The 22865-nt window shown below is 68.3% G+C and carries 18 protein-coding genes; 10 read left to right on the forward strand and 8 right to left on the reverse strand.

Annotated elements, in window-relative coordinates; translation table 11 throughout:
* Positions 1-77: 77 nt before the first annotated feature.
* From ABCR83_RS05785 to ABCR83_RS05795, 3 genes are all read left to right on the forward strand, one after another.
* On the forward strand, positions 78-3134 hold the full coding sequence (locus ABCR83_RS05785) for a lantibiotic dehydratase (RefSeq protein WP_462693702.1): 3057 nt from the start codon (positions 78-80) through the stop codon (positions 3132-3134).
* Positions 3115-4467, forward strand: coding sequence for a lanthionine synthetase C family protein (locus tag ABCR83_RS05790; RefSeq protein ID WP_462693703.1), 1353 nt, complete (start codon positions 3115-3117; stop codon positions 4465-4467). Before ABCR83_RS05785 ends, ABCR83_RS05790 begins: the two co-directional genes overlap by 20 nt.
* A gap of 179 nt (positions 4468-4646) precedes the next feature.
* The gene (locus ABCR83_RS05795) at positions 4647-4874 is read left to right on the forward strand and encodes a type II toxin-antitoxin system RelE/ParE family toxin (protein ID WP_462693704.1); all 228 of its coding nucleotides are present in this window, start codon (positions 4647-4649) and stop codon (positions 4872-4874) included.
* A gap of 89 nt (positions 4875-4963) precedes the next feature.
* Here the strand turns inward: ABCR83_RS05795 and ABCR83_RS05800 are convergent, their stop codons facing one another.
* Positions 4964-5137, reverse strand: coding sequence for a hypothetical protein (locus ABCR83_RS05800; protein WP_462693705.1), 174 nt, complete (start codon positions 5135-5137; stop codon positions 4964-4966).
* Positions 5138-5593: 456 nt separating this feature from the next.
* Here ABCR83_RS05800 and ABCR83_RS05805 point away from each other — a divergent pair, with 456 nt between their 5' ends.
* The 7 genes from ABCR83_RS05805 (at position 5594) to ABCR83_RS05835 (ending at position 12258) form a co-directional block, all read left to right on the forward strand.
* A complete protein-coding gene (locus ABCR83_RS05805; protein ID WP_462693706.1) occupies positions 5594-6481 on the forward strand; it encodes a helix-turn-helix domain-containing protein in 888 nt (295 codons plus the stop codon).
* Positions 6468-6680, forward strand: a complete 213-nt coding sequence (locus ABCR83_RS05810; RefSeq protein ID WP_462693707.1) for a DUF397 domain-containing protein — start codon at positions 6468-6470, stop codon at positions 6678-6680. Before ABCR83_RS05805 ends, ABCR83_RS05810 begins: the two co-directional genes overlap by 14 nt.
* A 298-nt stretch (positions 6681-6978) precedes the next feature.
* Positions 6979-7140, forward strand: a complete 162-nt coding sequence (locus tag ABCR83_RS05815) for a hypothetical protein (protein ID WP_462693708.1) — start codon at positions 6979-6981, stop codon at positions 7138-7140.
* Between the two features lie 49 nt (positions 7141-7189).
* On the forward strand, positions 7190-10315 hold the full coding sequence (locus ABCR83_RS05820) for a lantibiotic dehydratase (RefSeq protein WP_462693709.1): 3126 nt from the start codon (positions 7190-7192) through the stop codon (positions 10313-10315).
* Positions 10312-11625: a lanthionine synthetase C family protein gene (locus tag ABCR83_RS05825; protein WP_462693710.1), complete on the forward strand. Its 1314-nt coding sequence runs from the start codon at positions 10312-10314 to the stop codon at positions 11623-11625. Before ABCR83_RS05820 ends, ABCR83_RS05825 begins: the two co-directional genes overlap by 4 nt.
* 121 nt (positions 11626-11746) lie before the next feature.
* Positions 11747-12010, forward strand: a complete 264-nt coding sequence (locus ABCR83_RS05830) for a type II toxin-antitoxin system prevent-host-death family antitoxin (protein WP_462693711.1) — start codon at positions 11747-11749, stop codon at positions 12008-12010.
* Entirely contained in the window at positions 12007-12258 is a 252-nt protein-coding gene (locus ABCR83_RS05835) for a type II toxin-antitoxin system RelE family toxin (RefSeq protein ID WP_462693712.1), read from the forward strand. The genes ABCR83_RS05830 and ABCR83_RS05835 overlap by 4 nt, the downstream gene beginning before the upstream one ends.
* 105 nt (positions 12259-12363) lie before the next feature.
* On the opposite strand, the gene ABCR83_RS05840 is transcribed toward ABCR83_RS05835, so the two are convergent.
* The 7 genes from ABCR83_RS05840 to ABCR83_RS05870 all read right to left on the reverse strand — a co-directional run bounded on the left by ABCR83_RS05840 (position 12364) and on the right by ABCR83_RS05870 (position 22638).
* Positions 12364-13515 carry an ABC transporter ATP-binding protein gene (locus ABCR83_RS05840; RefSeq protein WP_462693713.1) on the reverse strand — a complete coding sequence of 384 codons (1152 nt, stop codon included), beginning with the start codon at positions 13513-13515 and terminating at the stop codon, positions 12364-12366.
* Positions 13508-14563: an ABC transporter ATP-binding protein gene (locus ABCR83_RS05845; protein ID WP_462693714.1), complete on the reverse strand. Its 1056-nt coding sequence runs from the start codon at positions 14561-14563 to the stop codon at positions 13508-13510. The genes ABCR83_RS05840 and ABCR83_RS05845 overlap by 8 nt, the downstream gene beginning before the upstream one ends.
* An 11-nt stretch (positions 14564-14574) precedes the next feature.
* Complete coding sequence (locus ABCR83_RS05850; protein WP_462693715.1) at positions 14575-15513, reverse strand: ABC transporter permease; 939 nt, start codon at positions 15511-15513, stop codon at positions 14575-14577.
* Entirely contained in the window at positions 15506-16432 is a 927-nt protein-coding gene (locus ABCR83_RS05855) for an ABC transporter permease (RefSeq protein ID WP_462693716.1), read from the reverse strand. The genes ABCR83_RS05850 and ABCR83_RS05855 overlap by 8 nt, the downstream gene beginning before the upstream one ends.
* A 132-nt stretch (positions 16433-16564) precedes the next feature.
* Positions 16565-18208, reverse strand: coding sequence for a peptide ABC transporter substrate-binding protein (locus ABCR83_RS05860; RefSeq protein WP_462693717.1), 1644 nt, complete (start codon positions 18206-18208; stop codon positions 16565-16567).
* 377 nt (positions 18209-18585) lie between these two features.
* Complete coding sequence (gene typA / locus ABCR83_RS05865; protein ID WP_462693718.1) at positions 18586-20487, reverse strand: translational GTPase TypA; 1902 nt, start codon at positions 20485-20487, stop codon at positions 18586-18588.
* 183 nt (positions 20488-20670) lie between these two features.
* Positions 20671-22638 carry an ABC transporter family substrate-binding protein gene (locus ABCR83_RS05870; RefSeq protein ID WP_462693719.1) on the reverse strand — a complete coding sequence of 656 codons (1968 nt, stop codon included), beginning with the start codon at positions 22636-22638 and terminating at the stop codon, positions 20671-20673.
* Positions 22639-22865 lie beyond the last annotated feature (227 nt).

Genomic DNA, 22865 nt, shown 5'->3' on the forward strand with positions numbered 1-22865 from the left:
ACCGAAGCCCGGGGGCGGCCGTCTGCCGCCCCCGGGCTTATTTCCGGCCATGGAGGCCGATCACAAGGGGAAACGGTTTGCAGTACGACCACTACGAATCCGCCGGGCCGGTGTATGTCCGCATGGCCGGGGCACCACGCACCCGGCACGTTTCCACCGAGGCCGCGGGCTCCGCTGCGTACATCCGCACGCTCGCCTCCGACCCACTGCTGCGCGAAGCGGTACAGGTCGCCAGCAGCAGCCTCGCCAACAGCATCGACCGGCTCGATTCCGGCACCGATCCCAGCATTAAGCAGCTGACCGGGACCGCCCTGTCTCTCACCCGTTATGCGCTGCGACACCGCGGCAGGCCCACCCCGTTCGGGCTCTTCGCAGGAGTGACCACCGCACAAGTCGACGCAACCTCCCGCGTCGAACTCCGAGGGCCGGGCCGGAAGGCGGTCCGCCTCGACGGAGCTTGGCTGGACGACCGCATCCGCCAGTGGCTGGAGGATCCCGAGGTCCGAAGTCGGGTCAACGTCGTTGTCAGCGACCTCTGTTACATCCGTGGCGTACGGCTATTGCTGCCGACCGCGCATAGTGAGATCTCCGTGCGCCACACCGCCCTGGTGGCCTGGGCATGCGAGGCCGCCGCCGCCCCGATGCCGTACGGCCAGCTGTTGGAAAAGGCGGTCGCCACCTTCCCCGACGCGCCGGGCGAGCGCATCGATGGTGCTCTGGCGCAGTTGCTCCGGCACGGATTCCTCCTTAGCTCGCTCGATCAACCCGACTTTGACGGCCGGACTTTGGCTCGCGTCGAGGCTGCCGTTGAGTCGGCTCCGACAGCAGTCCAGGAGCTGCACGGGATTCAGAACGCCATCCACGCCTATGAACGGACACCGCCCGGTGCGGGCCATGAGGCATGGCGCAACGCTCTTCGGGCCATCGGCCCCACCGACCACAACGGAGCCCCGCCCATTCAGGTCGATCTGCATACGGACGCGGATATACGGATACCTCCGGCGGTCATCGAGGAAGCCCGGCGTTATGCCTCCGCGATGTGGACCATTTCGCATGAGCGGGTGTCCTTGCCCCATATGCGGGAGTACTGCGATGAGTTCATCGAACGGTACGGTGCGGGGGCTCAGGTGCCGCTCGGCGAGCTGGTCGATCCACACCGTGGCCTGGGTTTTCCCGACGTCTACCGCAGTCGCACCGAGACGGACGATCCACCTCCGCCCGACTTCGGGGACGGTGCCACCCAGGCGCGGCGGCAGCTGGTCTCCGAGCTGATGCAAGAGGCTCTGGCCGGAGGTAGCGACCATATCGCCCTCGATGACGAGGTGTTGAGCCTCCTGGCAGTGGATGAGCTTTCGGAGGCGGAGCGGGCCACAGCAGCACCGCAATCACTGGAACTCTGTTTCCAACTGCTGGCCGACAGCACCTCCGCTCTGGATCGAGGGGAGTTCGCACTGGTCAAGAGCTCGCATCAGGGATCCTGGACCGCTGGCGCGACAGCCGGAAGGTTCGCAGAGCTCACCAATACCACCGACGAACTCGCACGACTCCTGGGCCAACTCGACGATGGGCGCACTCTGCCCGCACAGGTCGTCTTCCGTCCGCGCACCACCCGTGCGCTCAATCCACTCCGGGTACCCCAACTGCTGCCGCACCGAATCCCCGTGGGGGTGTACTCGGACCCCGACCAGCCGGGCCATCTCGACTGGCGCCGGCTCCTGGTCGGCGTCGACCCGTCGGGAATGCGGCTGACGGACCACCGGACCGGACGCCGTGTCCTGCCGGTGATCCCCCACCTGATCTCTCCCCAGCGGGAAGCACCCAATGTGGCCCGGCTGTTGTTCGACATCGGCGTCAGCCATGGCCGGGTCTGGACCGGCTGGGACTGGTACGGACTGCAGGACCTCCCCTTCCTTCCCCGGGTGACCCTCGGCAAGGTCACGATCTGTCCGAAGCGGTGGCTACCCGACCGTCATCTGCGCGCATCCGCCACCGATCCGGGAGGCTGGGACGGGGCTGTGGCCCAGTGGCGGGAGCACTACCGGGTACCGGACCATGTGCAGATCGTCCGCGGGGACCGGGGCTTCGGCATCGACCTCACGGACTCCTGGCACCGCGCCCTGCTGCGTCACGAGGTCCGGACCGGCGGCGCCTTCGCCATCATCGAGGACCGGACGGCCGACGGCCGTGGTCTCGGCTGGTCCCAGGGCCACACGACCGAGGTGCTGATCCCTCTCATCCACCGTCCCCCGGCCTCGTCGGCCACCCCGGTGACGCCCGCCCTCGGCAGGACCAGCACGCGTCACCTCCCCGGCGAGGACTGGCTCTACGCCAAGCTCTACGCCACCGAGGACTCCCACAACGAACTGCTCGGCGTGCATCTTCCGCCGCTGTTGCGGGACATCGACGCCCATCTCGACCGGTGGTTCTTCATCCGTTACCAGGACCCGGACGCGCATCTGCGCATCCGGATCCATGGCGACCCCGAGGCGCTGCGTTCCCGCGTCATGCCGGAACTGGCCCGGCACGTCAGGGCATGGCAGGACGCGGGTGTGATCCGCAGAATGACCCTCGAAACGTATGAGCCGGAGACCGACCGCTATGGCGGGCCCGAGGCGCTACCCCATGCGGAACGCCTCTTCCACCTCGACAGCCGGTCGGTGCTCGGGCAACTCGGCCTGCGCCCCCGCGATGGGTCCACACTGCCCGGCGAAGTCCTGGCCGCCGCCAATCACGCGATGTTGCTGGAGTCGCTCGGCGACTGGGACTGGTGCGCATGGGTGGACGGCACGTTCCCCAAGGGCCTCGCTCATGCCACCTTCCAGCAGCACCGGGCGGTGGCCAGGAAGGTCATAGTGCCGGGCCGGGCGGCAACATCCCTGGCCGAGCACTTCGCCGCTCCCGGAGCGCTGAAACTCTGGGCCGATGCCCCGGAAGGCCGGGCCTACGGGGATCTGGTCCTCCCGCACGGCGGAAACGCCCTCCTCGGGCTGCTGCACATGCAGCACAACCGACTGCTCGGCATCGACAGGGACCGTGAGGAAAGGGGATACGCGATCCTGCGCGGCATCGCACGCGAAACCCTGGGACGCCGCAGGCATACCCAGATTGAAGCCGATGGCCGAAAGGAAGGATGAGGTGCGCGCTCCCGCTCCCCTCCATGGCTCCGAGGCGCTGGCCGCCACGGCCCGAATCCTCGAGAAGCTCGCCGACCCGGAGTCCGTCGAGGCCGACACCGGGTTCCCCGACGACCGTGCCGCATCCGAGTACGACGAGCAACAGCCCCTGTGGTCGGCCCTCGCCCTGGCGAGCGGCTTCCCCGGTGTCTCCCTCGCCTTCAGCGGCACCACCGACCGGAGCTCGGAGCGCATCGCACGCGCCCATGCCCTCCTGCAAAGAGCGTTGGCGGCGGTGGCCGAGGGCACATCCGCTCCGGCGGGTGCCTTCGAGGGGCCGAGCGCCGCGGCCTACGCCCTGCTGATCGCCCATCGGGCCACCGGCGGATATCGCTCCGCCCTCGACCGTCTGGACTCCTACCACCGGGATCTGGTGCGGGAGGCGCTCCCCCGCGTACCCGACTCACCCATCGCCCACAACGGCGAGTTCGACGTCATCAGCGGCATGAGCGGAATCGGCCGCCATCTGCTCGCGCGCGGCGATGACTGTGCGGACGAACTCCGCGTGATACTGGGCTACTTGACTGCCATGGCACGTGGTGAGATCGCCCACCGTGGCCACCAGGTCCCGCACTGGTGGACGTGGGCCGCACCCAAGCAAGGGCAGGAAGCCGAACTGCCGGACGGTCACCTCAACTTCGCTCTGGCCCATGGCATCTGCGGCCCGCTCGCTCTGCTCTCCCTGGCCTGGCGGGCCGGTGTCGTCGTCGACGGCCAGCGTGAGGCCATCGAGAACATCGTTGGCCTGCTGGAGACCTGGGCGGTGCACGACGGCGACGGAGTCCGCCTGCCGCCGCTCCTCACCCTCGAACACTGGGCCGCCGGACCCGACAAGCTGGAACTGCCCTGGCACCGTCCGTCCTGGTGCTACGGCACCCCCGGCATGGCACGCGCCGTCCAGCTGGCGGCCCTGGCCCTGAACCGCCCGGACTGGCACGACCTCACACACCGCTCCCTACTCCCGCTACTCAACCGCCCCATCGCCAACTGGGGCCTGGAGGACGCGGAGCTCTGCCATGGCTCGAGCGGCACGCTCCATCTGCTCGGGCTGCTCGGCGAACACATCGACGACGACCGGATCGACACCGCCCGGGAAGAACTGGCGGCCCTGACCCTGAGCCACTTCCACGAGGACCACCGCTTCGGGTTCCGCACCGCCATGACCAACGCACCCCTGGGCGCGGACCTGCCCGCCTTCCTGGACGGGGCAGCCGGCATCGCCCTGGCCCTGGACGCCTATGCCCACGGCGGACGCGCGCACGCGGACTGGGACATGGCGCTGCTGGTGGCCTGACGGTGTGAGCATGTGGGGGCCTCCCGAGGCCCGGGTGGCCCCCACGTATAGATCACCAGGTCATCCTTGGCGCCATCGCGCCCTGCACGGCTGCCGTATCTGCCGCAAAGAGGAACATCGCTCCATAGCGTTGACGCTATGAAGTGGGGTACCGTCGAACTCGAGCCGGAAGTCGAGTCATGGCTGACGAAGCTGGCGACAAACGCTGGGCACAAGCCCTTGCGCACCTGGACCTGCTGGAGATATACGGCGCCCACTTGGGCGAGCCATACACCCGGCAACTGGACGGCAAGCTCAGGGAATTGCGGTTCTATTGCGGAGGCCAACGCTTCAGGGTCACCTATTGGATCGCACCGGAGCGCCGCATCGTCATTGACTCTGATCTTCGGCGACCAAACTACGCGTGAAATCCATGCTGTTGGGGCTTCTCGAGAGCCGGGAAGCCCCAACGCCTGAGCCATCGCGGCTTACACCGCCACCAGCGTTGCCAAAGAGCTCAGGGGTGTGACATCCGCAGGTGGACGCCCATGGCCGCCGTCAGCCGGTCGGCCTCTCGGCGGTCACCGGCTCCCAGTGCCTGCCGCCTCTGGTCCTTGATGTGTGAGCATTCCTCGCAGCTGGGGCGTCGGGGCGTGGACGGGCCTGTCGATTCGGTGATGTTCTCGCTCATGACCGACCACGCCCCCGCCTGCTGCGGTCATTGACGTCAGCGACCTTGATCCGAAGTTCGTCGCTCGCGGACGCCGGGCGGACATCACAGGGGAGCGCTTCCCACTGCTGCCCGTTGACGGAAGTGCGCAACAGCAACCGGCCGTTGGATGTGGCAACAACCTCGCCCACGCGGTCCCTCCTGGCATCCAGGACCACCGCCCCGATCTCAGAATTGCGCACGTCGACCTGCTTTCTCCAGGTTGGCCGGCCCGGAGCCGATGGCACGGCCCCGGGACCCTTTTGCTTGGTGAGCCGTTTCAGCATGACGTTGCAGGCCAAGCGCCTGCAAGACTTCACTTCGAATGCTTCGAGTTAAATTAACTCGAAAGGTTGACACTTATTGCGAATAGAGCACGCCGCTGCTTTCATTTCGGGGGCCGGGAGCACTTCTCGGCGGAACAGGGAGGGGCAGCTCATGGCCAACGGACCAACCGGATCCACCGTTCCCCGCAGGCAACTTGGGCGGTACCTGCGCGACCTGCGCAACCGGTCACGGCTCACCGTGCGGACGGCGGCAAGCCAACTCGAGTGGTCCGAAGCGAAGATGTGGCGCATCGAGACGGGGCAGACGTCGCTGCGGAGTCATGATGTGGAGACAATGTGCAAGGTCTACGGTGCGCCCGCCGAACTGACCGAGGCACTCAAGGGGCTCGCCAAGGAGACCAAGGCCCGCGGATGGTGGCATGCGTACGGTGATGTGATCCCTGAAGGGTTCGACCTCTTCATCGGGCTGGAGGAGGCGGCGTCGCGAGTCGCCTGGTACGAGGCCGAGTTGATCCCTGGACTGTTGCAGACCGCAGACTACGCACGCACCATCATGCATGCCGGCCTCCCACACGAGAGTGACCACGAGATCGAACAGCGCGTACAACTCCGCACCACGCGTCAAGTGCTCCTCAGCCGGATCACTGATCCGCCGATGCTGAACGTGGCGCTTGATGAAGCGGTGTTGAGACGACCCATTGGTGGGAACAACGTGATGGCGGGGCAACTCGCACACCTGTTGGAAATCGGCGATCTGCCCAATGTCACGATCAAGGTGGTGCCGTTCAACGCGGGACTGCACCTGGGTGTCCTGTCAGGACGGTTCGGCATCCTGCGTTTCCCGCTCAACAGGGACGGCAGCGAGGCCGAGCCTCCCACCGTCTACGCGGACGGCTACACAGGCGACCTGTACTTGGACAAGCCCAGTGAAGTCGAGTGCTACGACGCAGCGTTCAAGAGCATCTGGGGCACGGCGCTCGATGAGCAGGATTCAAGAAGACTGATCTCTGAAGTAGCGGGGAGCTATGGACACAGTTGATCTGAGGGACGCGCAGTGGTTCAAGTCCAGCCGCAGTGATGCGAAGTCGGCCTGCATAGAGGTCGCCTTCCCCACCGGAGGCGTCGTCCCGATACGGGACAGCAAGATCCCGCATCGCGCGATGCTGGCCGTCGGAGCCGACACCTGGTCGGCGTTCGTCACCGGAGTAAAGGCCGGAGCATTCACCGCAGTTCGCTGAGAGACCACACGCCAGGCAGGGCTCGCCCCGATACGGGGGAGCCCTGACCCGCACCCGCTGCGCGGCACCACTCCCGACAATTCCGGTACTGGAGCGGCTCGCCCAGGTACTCGGGCTCGACCTCCAGGTCGAATTCACGCCACACGCGATAGGCGCGTGACCGGCTGCGCCAAACATATGCGGATCATGCGGGCAACATATGTGGCCCTGCCTACAGTCGAGGCGCTGGACGAACGAAAATTCGCCAACCGCGTGTGTCCAGAACCGTACGCGCGGTGCCTAGCACAGGAGTTGTCGCATGACCACCGTGGCTCTGCTGGAAGACAAGACCGACGTCCTCGACCTTGACATCCGGATCCCCGAAACCGACCTCGCGGCGGCCGACTTCACCGCCGTGGCGACCTGGACCTCTCCCGACCTCACCACGCCGCACCGTTCCCGGTGCATCCGCTGCTGCTGAACCGGTATCCGGGGGCCGGGCATCCGCCCGGCCCCCGGGCATTTCCGACATGGGCCACCGAACGAGGGGAACCGGGGTGCCGGACGACCACTACGACATCGCCGAACCCGTGCTCATCCGCATGGCAAGCGCACCACGGACCAGGTACGACACCCTGGGAACGGCCGGTTCCATGCCGGATCCCCGGGAACTCGCCGCCGACCCATTGCTCCGCGAAGCGATCCAGGTCGCCAGCGCCGACTTCGCCGACCGACTCGACCAGCTCGACGGGCGCGACGGGCCCGGCTCCGGCACCGGACTCAGCGCCCGCCACCGGACCCGCACCGCCCTGTCCGTCACCCGCTACGCCCTGCGCATCAGCGGCAGACCGACCCCCTTCGGGCTCTTCGCCGGGGTGAGCGCCGCGAGCATCGGCGACACCGCCCGGGCCGAGGTCCGCGGGCCGGGACGCAAACTGGCCCGGCTGGACGCCCATTGGCTGGACGAGCGCGTCCGGCACTGGCTGCAAATGCCCGAGGTCCGGCAACGGACCACCGTAGTGATCAACGACCTGTGCCGTACCCGGGGCGAGCGACTGGTGCTGCCCACCGCGCGACAGGAGATCTCACTGCGCCACAACCCGTTGGTCTCCTGGATCCGCGAGACCGCGGCACGCCCCGTCCGCTATGACCACCTGCTGGCGCAGGCGTCCCGCGCCTTCCCACAGGCGCCACCCGAGCGCATCGACACCACGCTGGCGCAACTCCTCTCCCACGGCTTCCTGCTCACCTCCATCACCCCGCTCCGCCTCGACGGGCCGACCCTGGACCGCATCGAAACGGCGGTGGACGCCATACCAGGCGCGGCCGAAACGCTGCGCGAGATCAGGAAGGCGCTGAGGGCCTACCAGGACACCAAGCCCGGCGAGGGCGGTGCGGCCTGGCACCAGATGCTCAAGACGATCGAGACGGTGGAACCGTCCGCCGGTCCCGGCCGGCCGCCCGTCCAGGTCGATCTGCGCATGGACACGGACATCCAACTGCCGCGCGCCGTGGCCGAGGAGGCCCGGCACTACGCCTCCGCGATGTGGGCCATCTCGGGTGACTGGGTGACCCATGCCCACCTGCGCGACTACCGCGACCGCTTCATCGAGAAGTACGGGATCGGCACCCTGGTACCCCTGGGTGAGCTGGTCGATCCGCATCGCGGCCTGGGCTTCCCGGACGGTTACCGCGGCCGCCCGGAGGACGACGACTCCTCCGGGCAGGACGCCGGCGACCCCCCGACCCACGCCCGGCGCCTGCTGACCGCCGAACTGGTGCAACAGGCCCTGCTGCGGGACGACCGCGAACTGCGGCTCACCCCCGAACTGATCGACCGGCTGGCTGCTACCGCGCCGGGGGAGTCGGCGGCCGAACCACCACGGTCCCTGGAATTGTGCTTCCAACTGCTGGCCGACAGCGTTCAGGCACTCGGCGAAGGGAACTTCAGGCTGATCTGCAGCCCATACCCCGGCTCCTGGACGGCCGGCGCAACCTCCGGCCGGTTCGCCGAACTCACCGGCATGACCGAGGACTTGGCGTCCCTCATGGGACAGCTCGCCGACCAGGAGACGCTGCCCGCCCAGGTCGTCTACCGTCCGCACACGGTCCGCGCGCTGAACATGGCCCAGACGCCCCGGCTGCTGACCCACCAGATCCCGGTGGGGGTCTATGCGGACCGGACGGACCCCGGCCACCTCGACTGGCGAGAACTGCTCGTCGGAATAGCGGAGTCGGGCATGCGACTGGTCGACGAGCGGACCGGCCGCCGCGTCCTGCCCGTCATCCCGCACCGGGTCGACGTCGAGCGGCAGGCCCCGGAGGTCGTCCGACTGCTGGCCGACATCGCCTTCGGCCAGGACAGGACCTGGACCGGATGGGAATGGTGCGGGATGGAGACGCTGCCGGCCCTGCCCCGGGTGACCTTCGGCAAGGTCACCCTCACCCCGGCGCGCTGGCTGCCGGATCACCGGCTGCGGGACGCCGCCACGGACCCGGAGCAATGGGACCGGGCCGTACGGGAGTGGCAGCGGCGCCACCGCGTGCCGGACCGGGTACAGGTCTCCCGGGGCGACCGGGTCTTCGGCATCGACCTCACGGCCCCCTGGCACCGGACGCTGCTGCGCCACGAGGTCCGCACCGGGCGGCGGATGATGCTCGCCGAGGACCTCACGGCAGCCGGGCGGGGGCTCGGCTGGGCCCGGGGGCACAGCACCGAGGTCGTGATCCCGCTGACCCGCAGCGCGACGCCCACCCGCCCGGAGCCTGCCGGGGCGACGCTTCCCACGGCGGTGAAGAAGCGGCCCGGGCCGTCCCATCTGCCCGGCGAGGACTGGCTGTTCGCCAAGGTATACGCCACCGCCGACAGCCAGGACGAGCTGCTGCTCACCATGCTGCCCCCACTGCTCCGGGACATCGCCGACCACATCGACCGCTGGTTCTTCATCCGTTACCGGGACCCGGGCGCGCATCTGCGGCTGCGGCTCCACGGCGAACCCGAGGCCCTGCGCTCCCGGGTGCTGCCCGCCCTGGCCCGGCACGCCCGGGCGATGCGGGAAGCCGGAGCGATCCACCACCTGGTGCTGGACGCGTATGAGCCGGAGACCGACCGCTACGGCGGCCCGGAGGCACTCCCCCTCGCCGAGCGCCTGTTCTGCCTCGACAGCCAGTCGGCCGTCCACCAGCTCGGACTGCGGACCCGCGGGGGGCTGGATCTCCCGGCCGAGGTGCTGTCCGCCGTCAACCACGCCCTGCTGCTGGAGTCACTGGGCGACTGGGACTGGTGCTCCTGGGTCGACCGTGTCTACCTCAAGGGACCCCGGCACACCTCGTTCCAGCGGCACCGGGCACTGGCCAGAGAGCTGATACGGCCCGGACAGACCGCCCGGACCATCGGCGAGAGGCATTCCGCGCCCGCGCTCGCACAGTTGTGGACCGCGGCCCCCGAAGCCCGCGCCTACGGAGACCTCGCCCTCACCACCGACGACCGGGGTGCCCGCACCCCCATCCGGGACCGCGCCCTCACCGCACTGCTGCACATGCAGCACAACCGGCTGCTGGGCATCGACCCGGACCGCGAAACCAAGGGATACGCGATCCTGCGGGGCATCGCCCGCGAACACCTGGGACACCGCACGAAGGGAAGACCGGCATGACCCTCCTCCACGACCCGGTGCGACAGGCGAACGCCGTCACCACCCTGCTGCTCGACCGGCTCGCCGACCCCGACTCCACGGTCGCCGACACCCGGGTGCCCGATGACATGCCCGACGACGACCCCATCTGGGCCGCCCTCTCCCTGGCGAGCGGATTCCCCGGGGTCTCCCTCGCCTTCAGCGGCTCGTCCCACCGGGAACCGGAGCAAACCGCCCGCGCCCACGCCTACTTGAAGCGGGCCACCGACTCCCTCGCCCAGGGCGGCAATCCGGCCGGCGGCATCTATGTCGGCCCCGGCTCGGTGGCCTACGCCACCCTGATCGCCCATCGCGCCACCGGCTCCTACCGGACCGCCCTCGAAGGGTTCGACGACTTCCAGCGGCGCCTGGTGCGCTCCATGCTCCCGGAGATCACCGACGCCCCGGTCGCCAGCAACGCGGAGTTCGAGGTCGTCCGGGGCCTGACCGGGATCGGCCGCCTGTTGCTCGCCCGCCAGGACACCTGCGCCCCAGAACTCCGGCTGATACTCCACTACCTGACCGAGATGAGCCAGGGCGAGATCACCCATCGGGGCATCCCGGTACCCCGCTGGTGGACACTGGCCGCACCCCAGGACGGCCGGGAGGCCGAACTGCCCGACGGCCACCTCAACCTGGGCCTGTCCCATGGCATCGGCGGACCACTCGCCCTGCTCTCCCTGGCCTGGCGGGACGGGATCAGAGTCGAGGGACACCACACGGCCATCGAGACCCTCGTCGAGTTGCTCAAGCGGTGGGCCGTACCGGACGGCGACGGCATCCGCTGGCCCGACTTCCTCTCCCTGGACGCCTGGGCCGCCGGTCCCGACGCCCTGGAACTGCCGTGGAAACGCCCGTCCTGGTGCTACGGCGCCCCCGGACTCTCCCGCGCCGTCCAGCTCGCGGCCCTGGCCCTGGACCGCCCCGACTGGCACGACCTGGCCCACCGCTCCCTGCTCCCGCTGCTCGACCGCCCGCCGGCCGCCTGGGGCGTCGAGGACGCGGGCCTGTGCCACGGATGGGGCGGGCTGCTCCACCTCTTCGGGCTGCTGGCCGGGCACATCGATGACCAACGGCTGCTCCACACCCGGGACCGGCTCGCCGACCTGACGCTCGCCCAGTTCAAGGAGAGCAACCGGTTCGGCTTCCGCTCCTCCTTCACCGGCGCCTCCGAAGGCGCCGACGCCCCCGGCTTCCTCGCGGGCGCGACCGGCACCCTCCTGACCCTGGACGCCTACACCCACGGCGGGCGCGCCCACGCGGACTGGGACATGGCACTGCTGGTGGCTTGAGAGTGTGAGGTCGCCCTCCTCACCGGAGGCGTCGTCCTCGTGACACGCTCATCGCTCACGCCCAGGACCATACGGGCAGAAGGGTGGGCGGCAAACTGTAATGCATCTGTACACTAGATGCATGTCGACTACATACCCCATTGCCGAAGCGCGGGGCAAGCTCGGCGACCTGGCCCGCCGAGCCGCCCAGCACGAACACATCACCCTGACCGACCGCGGTGTCCCCACCGCGGTCCTCATCTCCCCGGCCGAGCTCGAAGACCTTGAGGATGCCCTCGCTCTCGCCCGCCTTGAGCGCGATCGAGCCCTCGGCCGTACCGAGGCGCCCATCCCTCACGACGAGGCGCGCCGCATCCTGCTCGAGGCCGCGGGGAGGGGCGAGTGACCTGGCAGGTCCTCTGGGAACCAACGGCCCTCAACTCCGCTGCCGGACACCTCAAAGACGACCCCAGCGGTGTTGACGCCCTCCTCCGGGCTGCCGACCGGCTTGCCGAGAACCCCCGGCCCGAGGAGTCCCGCCCCTGGGGCACCGATCACCGACGGCTTCGGCATGGGCCCTGGCGCATCCTCTATCGCGTCGACCCAGACGCCCGCACCCTGCACATCGAGCACATCGGCCGGGCCGGCACCTGAACGGCCGCACCGGCACCGCGAGAAGATCGACGCGAACCGCATACGACGGGGGCGCCCCGGCCAACCGGCCCGGGCGCCCCCGTCGTTCACTGCGCGCGGCAACCCCTACGCCGCGTGGACCACGTCCTTCTCCTCCGCGAAGTGGCATGCCGACTCATGTGCCGCCGGAGTCTTCTTGCTCGCGAAGACCTCCGGCACCGCCAGCAGCGGGATCTCCTCGGCGCACTTGTCCTGTGCCTTCCAGCAGCGGGTGCGGAAGCGGCAGCCGGACGGCGGGTTGGCCGGGGAGGGGACGTCACCGGTGAGGATGATGCGCTCACGGCCCTCGCGGGCCTCGGGGTCCGGGACGGGGACCGCGGAGAGCAGGGCCTGGGTGTAGGGGTGGGTCGGGTGGTCGTAGATCTCGGTGTCCGAACCGATTTCGGCCATCTTGCCCAGGTACATCACGCCGACCCGGTCGGAGATGTGCCGGACGATGGACAGGTCGTGCGCGATGAAGATGTAGGAGAGGTTGAACTCGTCCTGGAGGCGCTCCATCAGGTTGATGACCTGCGCCTGCACGGAGACGTCCAGCGCCGAGACCGGCTCGTCGCAGATGATGATCTCGGGGTTGAGGGCGAGACCGCGCGCGATGCCGATGCGCTGCCGCTGGCCGCCGGAGAACTGGTGCGGATAGCGGGTGATGTACTCCGGGTTGAGGCCGACGACGTCCAGCAGTTCCTGGACCTTCTTGCGGCGGTCGCCCTTGGGTGCCACCTCGGGGTGGATGTCGAAGGGTTCGCCGATGATGTCGCCCACCGTCATCCGGGGGTTGAGCGAGGTGTAGGGGTCCTGGAACACCATCTGGATATTACGGCGGACGGCCTTCAGGGCCCGCCCGGACAGCTTGGTGATGTCCTGGCCCTTGTAGAAGACCTCGCCGGCAGTGGCCTTTTCCAGGGTCATCAGCAGCTTGGCGACCGTGGACTTGCCACAGCCGGACTCGCCCACGATGCCCAGCGTCTCGCCCTGGTAGAGGTCAAAGGAGATGCCGTCGACCGCCTTGACCGCGCCGACCTGCTTCTTGAACAGGACGCCCTGGGTCAGCGGGAAGTGCTTGACCAGGTTGCGGACTTGGAGGATCGGTTCGCCGCGCTCGACCGGGGCGTCCAGGACGGCCTCGACCTCGGCGGTGGTGCTGGCGTCGCTCTCCTTGACCTCGGAGACGTTCGGCCCCTGCTCGGCGGCCTTCTCAGCCTTCTCAGCTTTCTCAGCCATGGATCGTCTCCTTCCAGAAGTGGCATGCGCTGCCCCGGCCCGGCAGTGCCGTGCCGTCCCGCTCGGTGACCTGGTGCAGCTCGGGGATCTCCGAGCGGCAGGTGTCCTGCGCCCTGGTGCAGCGCGGGTTGAACGCACAACCGGCCGGGATCTTCAGCAGGTTGGGCGGCAGACCCTTGATCGCGAAGAGTTCCTGGCCCTTCTGGTCCAGGCGCGGGATGGAGTCCAGCAGGCCCCGGGTGTAGGGGTGGGCCGGGCGCTTGTAGATCTCGTGCACCGGCGCGGTCTCCACGATCCGGCCCGCGTACATCACCGCGATCTTGTCGGCGACATCGGCCACCACACCCAGGTCGTGGGTGATCAGGATCAGGCCCATGTTGAACTCGCGCTGGAGCTCGGCCAGCAGGTCCATCACCTGGGCCTGGACGGTGACGTCCAGGGCGGTGGTCGGCTCGTCCGCGATGATCAGGTCCGGCTCCAGGGCCAGCGCCATCGCGATCATGATGCGCTGGCGCATGCCGCCGGAGAACTGGTGCGGATAGTCGCTCACCCGCTCCTTGGCGGCCGGGATGCGCACCCGGTCCATCAGCTCGATGGCCTTGGCCTTGGCGTCCTTCTTGGACATGCCCTGGTGCACCCGGAACATCTCGCCGAGCTGGTAGCCGACGGAGAGCACCGGGTTCAGCGAGGACAGCGCGTCCTGGAAGATCATGGCGATCTTGGCGCCGCGGATCTTCCGGCGCTCCTCGGCGGACATCTTGAGCATGTCCTGGCCGCGGAAGAGGATCTCCCCCTTGGGGATCCGCCCCGGCGGCATGTCCAGGATGCCCATGATGGCCTGCGCGGTCACCGACTTGCCGGACCCGGACTCGCCGAGCACGGCCAGCGTCTCGCCCGCGCTGACGGAGTAGTTGACGCCATTGACGGCCTTGGCGACGCCGTCCCGGGTGTGGAACTCCACATGCAGGTCACGGACTTCGAGCAGCGGAGCGCTCTTCTCCCCCTTCTGCTCGGGGACGTTCGCGGATTTCTCGGTGGTGGTGGTCACGTACGCCTCCCTCAGCGCAGCTTGGGGTCGAGGGCGTCGCGCACCGCGTCGCCGAGCATGATGAAGGCCAGCACGGTCACGCTGAGGAAGCCCGCCGGGAACAGCAGGACGTGCAGCGCGTTACGGATCTGCTCGGAGCCGGCGTTGATGTCGGCGCCCCAGGAGATGCCGTCCTGGATGCCGATGCCCAGGTAGGACAGGGTCGCCTCGAGCGAGATGTACATGCCCAGCGAGATGGTGGCCACGACGATCACCGGCGCGATGGCGTTCGGCAGGATGTGCTTGAACAGGATCCGGCCGTCACCCGCGCCCAGGGCGCGGGCGGCCTGGACATAGTCCGCCTGCTTGACGGTGATCACCGCACCGCGCATCACACGGGCGATCTGGGTCCAGCCCAGGGCGCCGATGGCGGCGGCGACGACCCAGGCCGTACGGCCGGTGAAGGCCTGCAGGATCACCAGGGAGCCCAGCAGGATCGGAATGCCCGCGAAGATGTCGGTGAGCCGGGACAGCAGGGCGTCCAGCCAGCCGCCGTAGTAACCGGCGAGCATGCCCACCAGGCCGCCGAGCACGGTGACGATCAGGGTGGTGACCACACCGACGATGATCGACGCCCGGGCGCCGTAGATGACACGCGCGTAGATGCTGTGGCCCTGGACGTCATAGCCGAACCAGTCGCCGTCGAAGACATGGCTCCAGTGCGGCCCCTCCAGGTAGTGCGAGAGGTCGCCGGGCTTGGGGTCGGTGTCGGTGAACCAGCCCGGGAAGAAGGAGATGGCCAGCAGCAGCAGGATGATCACGGCGGAGATGATGAACACCGGCCGCCGGCGCAGATCCCGCCAGGCGTTGGCCCAGAGGCTGCCGGAGGCTTCCTTCTTGACCTTGGTGTCGCCGGCCTGGGGCGTACCCGGAGCTTGCGGCTCCTGCTCCTTGGTGATGGTGTCAGGCATAGCGGATCCTCGGGTCCAGAACGGCATAGAGGAGGTCGACCAGCAGGCTCGCGACCAGGTAGACGACGACCAGGAAGGTCACCGCCCCGACCACCAGCGGGCCGTCGGCCCCGGTGATGCCCTTGTAGAGCGCGTTGCCGATGCCCTTGACGTTGAAGATTCCCTCGGTGACGATCGCGCCGCCCATCAGGGCACCGAGGTCGGTACCGAGGAAAGTCACCACGGGAATCAGCGAGTTGCGCATCAGGTGGATGCCGAGCACCCGGCGGCGCGGCAGGCCCTTGGCGACCGCGGTGCGGATGTAGTCGGCGCGGACGTTCTCCATGACGCTGGTCCGGGTGAGCCGGGAGACATAGGCGAGGGAGATCGCGCCGAGCACCATGCCGGGCACCAGCAGCTGCGAGAGGTCATTGGAGTCGGTGACCGTGGGATCGACGATCCCCCACTTGGTGCCGACGTACACCTGCGCAAGGTAGCCGATGACGAAGATCGGCACCGAGATCACCAACAGGGAGAAGATCAGGACGACTTGGTCCACAAACTTGCCGCGCCGCAGCCCGGTGAGCATGCCCAGGCCGATGCCGAACACCGCTTCCAGCACAAACGCCACCAGCGCCAGCTTGATGGTGACGGGAATGACCTCGCCCAGGATGTCGGACACCTCGCGCTGCTGGAAGCTCATGCCGAGGTCCCCCTTGAACAGATTGCTCAAGTAGGTCCAGTACTGCTCGACCAGCGATTTGTCGAGCCCGTACTGGTGCTTGAGATTGGCGACCGTGGCGGGGTCGGCCGCCTTGTCGCCGAACAGTGCCTTCACGGGGTCGCCGGGAAGGGCGTACACCGCAAGGAAGATGATCAACGTGGTGCCGATGAACACCGGGATCATCTGGAGCAGGCGTCGCAGAATATAACGCCCCATCGTGCCTCCAATAATGCGATCTGCGCGACGGCGGCCGGAGGGTCCCGTTACGGGTCTCCGGCCGCCCGGCGCGCGACCGGTCTAACGTCCTCGGCGAGGAAAACCGCCGAACGGACGGAACGTCAGGGTGACTTACTTGGTGACCTCGACATCGGTCCAGATCGGGTCACCGATCCAGTCGTACGTCACGTTCTTGACGTTCTTGGAGTAGCCGCCGTTCTCCTTGTAGTTCCACAGCGGAATCGACGGCATGTCCTGGAGGAGGAGCTCCTCGGCCTTGTGGTACATCTTGGCCGACTCTTCAGGGGTCTTGGCCTTGTCGGCCTCCGCCGCCAGCTTGTTGAATTCCGGGCTGTCGTAGCCCGTGTCGTTGGCGGAGGCACCCTTGCGGTACGTGTCCACGAGGAAGTTCGCGATGTGCGGGAAGTCCGCCTGCCAGGCCATGCGGAACATGTTGGCGTCGGTGAACTTCTTGCCCGTGATCAGGGAACGCGCAGTCTTCATGTCGGGCTTGGGGTTGCCCTCACAGGGCACCCCGGTCGCCTTGGTGATGGAGTTGCACACCGCGTCGACCCACGGCTTGTGGCCGAGGTCGCTGTTGTAGAGCAGGGTGACCTTGCCGCCCGGGACGCCGCCGCCCTCCTGGATGAGCTGCTTGGCCTTCTCCGGGTTGTACTGCAGGACGTCCGGCTTGGCGTTGTCGTCGTGGCCGAGGATGCCCGGGGTGGTGTAGCCGGTGGCGGGCTCACGGGAGCCCTGGAGCACCGTCTTGCCGATGGTGGCCCGGTCGATGGCCATCGAGATGCCCTGGCGGACCTTGGCCTTCTTGGGGTCGGCCCAGGCCTTGTCGTACATCGGGAAGCCGATGATCTGGACGGTGGCCATCGGCTGGTCCACGGCGCGGTCGCCCAGGTCGGTCTTGTACTTGGCGAGGCTGGACGGCGGCACCTGGTCGATCACGTCCAGGTTGCCCGACTGGAGGTCGGCGTAGGCGCCCTCGGGCTTGTTGTAGAACTTGAAGGTCACGCCGCCGTTCTTGGCCTTGTCCGGACCCGAGTACCCGTCGAACTTCTTCATCGAGATCTGGCTGTTGTGGTCCCACTTGTCCAGCTGGTAGGGACCGTTGCCGATCGGGTGCTCACCAAAGGCCTTGGGGTCCTTGATGAGCGCCGTCGGCGCCGGGGAGAGGGCGGGGTAGCCCGTCCGGTACTGCCAGTACGCCACCGGCTGGTTCAGCTCGACGGTGAAGGTCTTGTCGTCCTTGACCACCAGGCCCGACATCTTGTCGGCCTTGGGGTCGCCCTTCTCCGGGTGGACGTCGTCATAACCCTTGATGTCCGAGAACCAGGAGGCGTTGATCTGGTTGTTCTTGACGTTGGCGCCCCAGTTCCAGGTGTCCACGAAGGACTTGGAAGTGACCGCCTCGCCGTTCTGGAATTTCCAGCCGCTCTTCAGGGTGATGGTGTAGTGCTGCGAGTCCTTGGTCTCGATCTTGTCCGCAACCATCATCTTCAGCGACCCGTCCTTGGGGTCGTACTGGGTCAGCCCACGGAAGATGTTCATGAGGACGCGTCCGCCGCCGGTTTCGTTGGCGTTCGCCGGCTGAAGCGGGAACTGCGGCTCGGAGTTCTGGTAGGTGTAGGTGCCGGCGGCGTTCGCCTTCCCGCCCCCACCAGAACCAGAAGAATCGTCCTTCTTGTCCGACCCGCACGCTGTGGCCGCCAGAGCCACGGTTATCGCACCTGCGATCCAGGTGGCGCTCTTGGCACCGCGCATGGAACTGCCTCCTCATGAGTCCAACTACAGAGAAGGAGCCGACTGCGCACTGACACCCCTGACAGGTGAGCAGTCAGCCCCCAAGGCTCGAGAGTCGACGCCCCCCCCCCACAGCGCGTGACCCATTGACCCGAGCTAATGGCCCCACTATTGAGCACGTCCGCGCGGTAAACCACACTTAAAGGGTCTCGCTTTGGTCACATCGATCACAGACGCATACCCGAAATCCGGACAAACACCATCCAGACAGACAGTAACGAAACGGGCTGTTGAGCCAACAACCGGATTTGACTGTCCGTTATCCGGACACCCACGCCAAAGGCCCGGCGCCTCCGCGAGTTCGCGGAGACACCGGGCCTGTCGGGTACTGCAAAGGCTCAGCCGTGCTTGGCGCGGGAGGCAGTGCGACCGCGCTCCTTCTGGTCCAGGACGACCTTGCGGATGCGGACCGCCTCCGGGGTCACCTCGACGCATTCGTCGTCGCGGCAGAACTCCAGGGACTGCTCCAGCGACAGCTTGCGCGGCGGCACGATCGCCTCGAACGAGTCGGCCGAGGAGGAGCGCATGTTGGTGAGCTTCTTCTCCTTGGTGATGTTGACGTCCATGTCGTCGGCGCGCGAGTTCTCGCCGACGATCATGCCCTCGTACACCTCGGTGCCCGGGTCGGTGAAGAGCACACCGCGCTCCTGGAGGTTGGTCATCGCGAAGGCGGTGACGGCACCGGAGCGGTCGGCGACCAGCGAGCCGTTGTTGCGGGTCTTCAGCTCGCCGAACCACGGCTCGTGGCCCTCGTGGATGGAGTGGGCGATGCCGGTGCCGCGGGTGTTGGTGAGGAACTCGGTACGGAAGCCGATCAGGCCACGGGACGGGACGACGAACTCCATGCGGACCCAACCGGAGCCGTGGTTGGACATGTTGTCCATCCGGCCCTTGCGGACGCCCATGAGCTGGGTGACCGGGCCCATGTGCTCCTCGGGCACGTCGATGGTCATGCGCTCGACCGGCTCGTAGGTCTTGCCGTCGACCTGCTTGGTGACGACCTGCGGCTTGCCGATGGTCAGCTCGAAGCCCTCCCGGCGCATCTGCTCGACCAGGATGGCCAGCGCCAGCTCGCCACGGCCCTGGACCTCCCAGGCGTCCGGGCGCCCGGTGTCCAGCACCCGGAGCGAGACATTGCCGATCAGCTCGCGGTCCAGCCGGTCCTTGACCTGGCGGGCGGTGACCTTGCGGTCCTTGACGGCGGCCTTGTTGTCCGCGCCCTTGCCGGTGGCGCCCCGGCCGACCAGCGGCGAGGTGTTGGTGCCGATGGTCATGGAGATCGCGGGCTCGTCGACCGTGATCAGCGGCAGGGCGACCGGGTTCTCCGGGTCGGCCAGGGTCTCGCCGATCATGATGTCCGGGATGCCGGCCACCGCGCAGATGTCGCCCGGGCCCGCCTTCTCGGCCGGCTTGCGGGTGAGCGCCTCGGTCATCATCAGCTCGGTGATGCGGACATTGGAGACCGAGCCGTCGCGCTTGATCCAGGCCACCGTCTGGCCCTTGCGCAGCTCGCCCTGCTCGACGCGGAGCAGCGCGATGCGGCCGAGGAAGTTGTCGGCGTCCAGGTTGGTGACATGGGCCTGCAGCGGGGCCTCGTCGTCATAGGACGGGGCCGGGACGTGCGCGAGCAGCGTGGAGAAGAAGGGCTCCAGGCTGTCGCTGTCGGCCGGGACGGTGCCGTCCTCCGGCTTGTTCAGCGAGGCGACGCCGTCGCGGGCGCAGGCGTAGACGATCGGGAACTCGATCTGGTCCTCGTCCGCGTCCAGGTCCAGGAAGAGGTCATAGGTCTCGTTGACGACCTCGTCGATGCGGGAGTCCGGGCGGTCCGTCTTGTTGATGCACAGGATGACCGGCATCCGGGCCGCGAGGGCCTTGCGGAGTACGAAGCGGGTCTGCGGCAGCGGGCCCTCGGAGGCGTCCACCAGGAGCACCACCGCGTCCACCATCGACAGGCCGCGCTCGACCTCGCCACCGAAGTCGGCGTGGCCGGGGGTGTCGATGATGTTGATGGTGATCGGTTCGCCACCCTCCTTGGGGTGGTACTTGACCGCGGTGTTCTTCGCGAGAATGGTGATGCCCTTCTCGCGCTCCAGGTCGTTGGAGTCCATCACCCGGTCGTCCACGTGCTGGTGGGCGGCGAAGGCGCCGGCCTGCTTGAGCATGGCGTCGACCAGGGTCGTCTTGCCGTGGTCGACGTGGGCGACAATGGCGACGTTACGGATGTCGTTGCGCGTGGGCATACTTGCGGCGCTTCTCCCGGAATCGTGGATGGCGGCGCGTACGGTCCGGTACACGCGCCCGCCGGGCAGATCAAGCCACGGCCTCAGTCCATGGTACGGGGCCGCGCCGACTATGGCCGCCGCAGGCCGCTCACACCCACGCTGACCTGCGGTTCTTCTTGAAATAAGGACAGCAGGTCGAGCTTATTTCAAGAAGCCCAGGTCCTGGTAGCGGGGGGTCGCCAGCCCGAAGGCGCCGGCGTTGGCCACGGTCCGGCGGGTGGCCATCAGCTGGGGCCGCTGATAGAGCGGGATGGAGGCGGCCGCGGCCCAGATCCGGGCGTCCGCGCGCACCACCAGGTCATGGGCGGCGTCGGCGTCGAGTTCGGTGGAGGCCTGCTCGAAGAGCTGGTCGATCTGGTCCGTGCCGACCCGGGTGTAGTTCTGCTCCACCTGGAGCGAGCCGTCGGCGGCGGGCTGCGGCTTGGCGAAGATCGGCCGGGCGTCGGTGACCGGGAAGGCGCCGGCGGGCCAGGAGTAGAGGGCCAAGTCGAAGTCGCCGGCCGCGATGTGGTCCTTGAAGAACCCGGCGTCCTCCACCTTGGTGATCTCGGTGCGGACGCCGATGGCGTCCAGCTGCCGGGCGATCCGGTCGCCGACCTCGCGCAGCGGCTCGGCGTCCGCGCCCTTCGGCAGGACGAAGCGGAGGGTCAGCTTCTTGCCGTCCTTGAACCGGGCGGGGGTCGAGGCGGTCCCGGACTCCCGGGCTCCCTTGTCATCGGGTCCGGCGGCGCCGTCGCCGACCAGGTTCTCCGGCACGTCCCGCTCCGGTTCGCCCCGCGCGATGGAGTCGTCCCCCTCCTCGTCGGTTCCGCGCAGGGCCCGCGGAGCGGTACGCACCCCCGCCGCCGCCTCGGCCGGCCTGCCGTGCGTGCCACCGTGTTCCTCCCCTTCCTTCCAGCCCGCTTCGGTGAGCAGCGACCGGGCCGCCTGGGGGTCGAACGAGCCGATGGCGTCGCTGTTGTCCTCGTATCCCTGCTGCCCGGCCATCAGCACATGGCTGCCCAGCGGCCGGTCGGGCAGGCCCAGGGGTTTCAGCACCTGCCCGGCGAGGGCCTTGCGGTCCACGGCCCGGGCGATCGCCCGGCGCACTCGTTCATCGGAGAGCGGGCCGGAGGCACCGTTGAGGGCGAGCTGGGTGTAGACGGGCTCCAGGGACTTGCGTACGGCCAGCGCATGCAGCGAGGCGGCCTTGGGGGGCCGGTTGGCACCGTCCGCGTTGTCCTTCTTCCCGGGCGCGTTGGCCTGGGTGATCCGGCCGGCCACCGCGGGGGTGACCTCGGCCAGGTCGAGCCGCCCGGCCGCCAGCGCATCGGCCCGCTGGTCGCCGGGCACCGCGCGCAGCACGAGCTTGTCCAGCTTGGCCCGGTCCCCCCACCACTTGGGGTTGCGTTCCAGGGTGAGCGTGCCCTGTGCGTCATCGCGCTCGCCGACCTTGAACGGGCCGGCCGCGAGCGCCAGTTCCTTGCGTGCCGAGTCGTTGAAGGAGTTCCCGCTGCCCATCACGGACTTGGGGTAGAGCGGTGTGAAGAGCGCGGCCCAGTCCGTATAGGGCTTGGCGAAGGTGACCCTGACCTCATGGGCGTCCGCGCCCCGCTCGACCCGGTCGATCCGTTCGTAACCGGCGTTGCGGGCCGTCCAGTAGGCGCTGTCCCTGCCGCGCAGCGCCTTCCACTGGGCCTCGAAGTCCGCGGCGGTGACGGGCTTTCCATTGCTCCACACGGCGCCGGGGTTGAGCCGGTAGACCACCACCTGGTGCGGCTCGCGCTGCTCGACCTTGGCGGAGGTCAGATAGTCGGGGTCGCGCTGGGGGCGGCCGTGCCGGTCCAGGGTGAACAGGGTGGGCAGCACCGCGGTGGCGACCTGCTGGGTCACCGCGTCCGCATCGGCCTGGAAGGTGTTGAGGGTGCCGGGCAGTGCGTTCACCGCCCAGGTCAGGGTGCCCTTGTCGGCGATCTTCGCGCGCGGGGTGGCCGCGATGTCCTGCGGGGCGCCCGCGTTGTCGGCATCGCCCCCGGCACCGGATCCGCAGCCGGCCAGGGCCGGCAGCCCGAGCAGCGCCGCGGCGAGCAGGGCGGCGGGGCGGCGCGTTGGAATCGTGCGGATGGACATGGGCGACACCTCCGCCGGACGGCCCGGGCCCGGGCCGGATCGTTCCCGGATCGTTCACGGTCGGCGTATTCCGCCGCTGATCGCATTTCTCCTGCCGACCACTGAAGGCGACGGCCTCCGCGAAGGGGTGCCGACACGGCGCCGCCGATGCGCACGCCACCCACCTGGAGGAAGGTTTCCACGGGCGTAGGGCATGCGGGTGAATGCGTCCATGACCGCGCGATCGC

The organism is Streptomyces xingningensis (assembly GCF_054957865.1).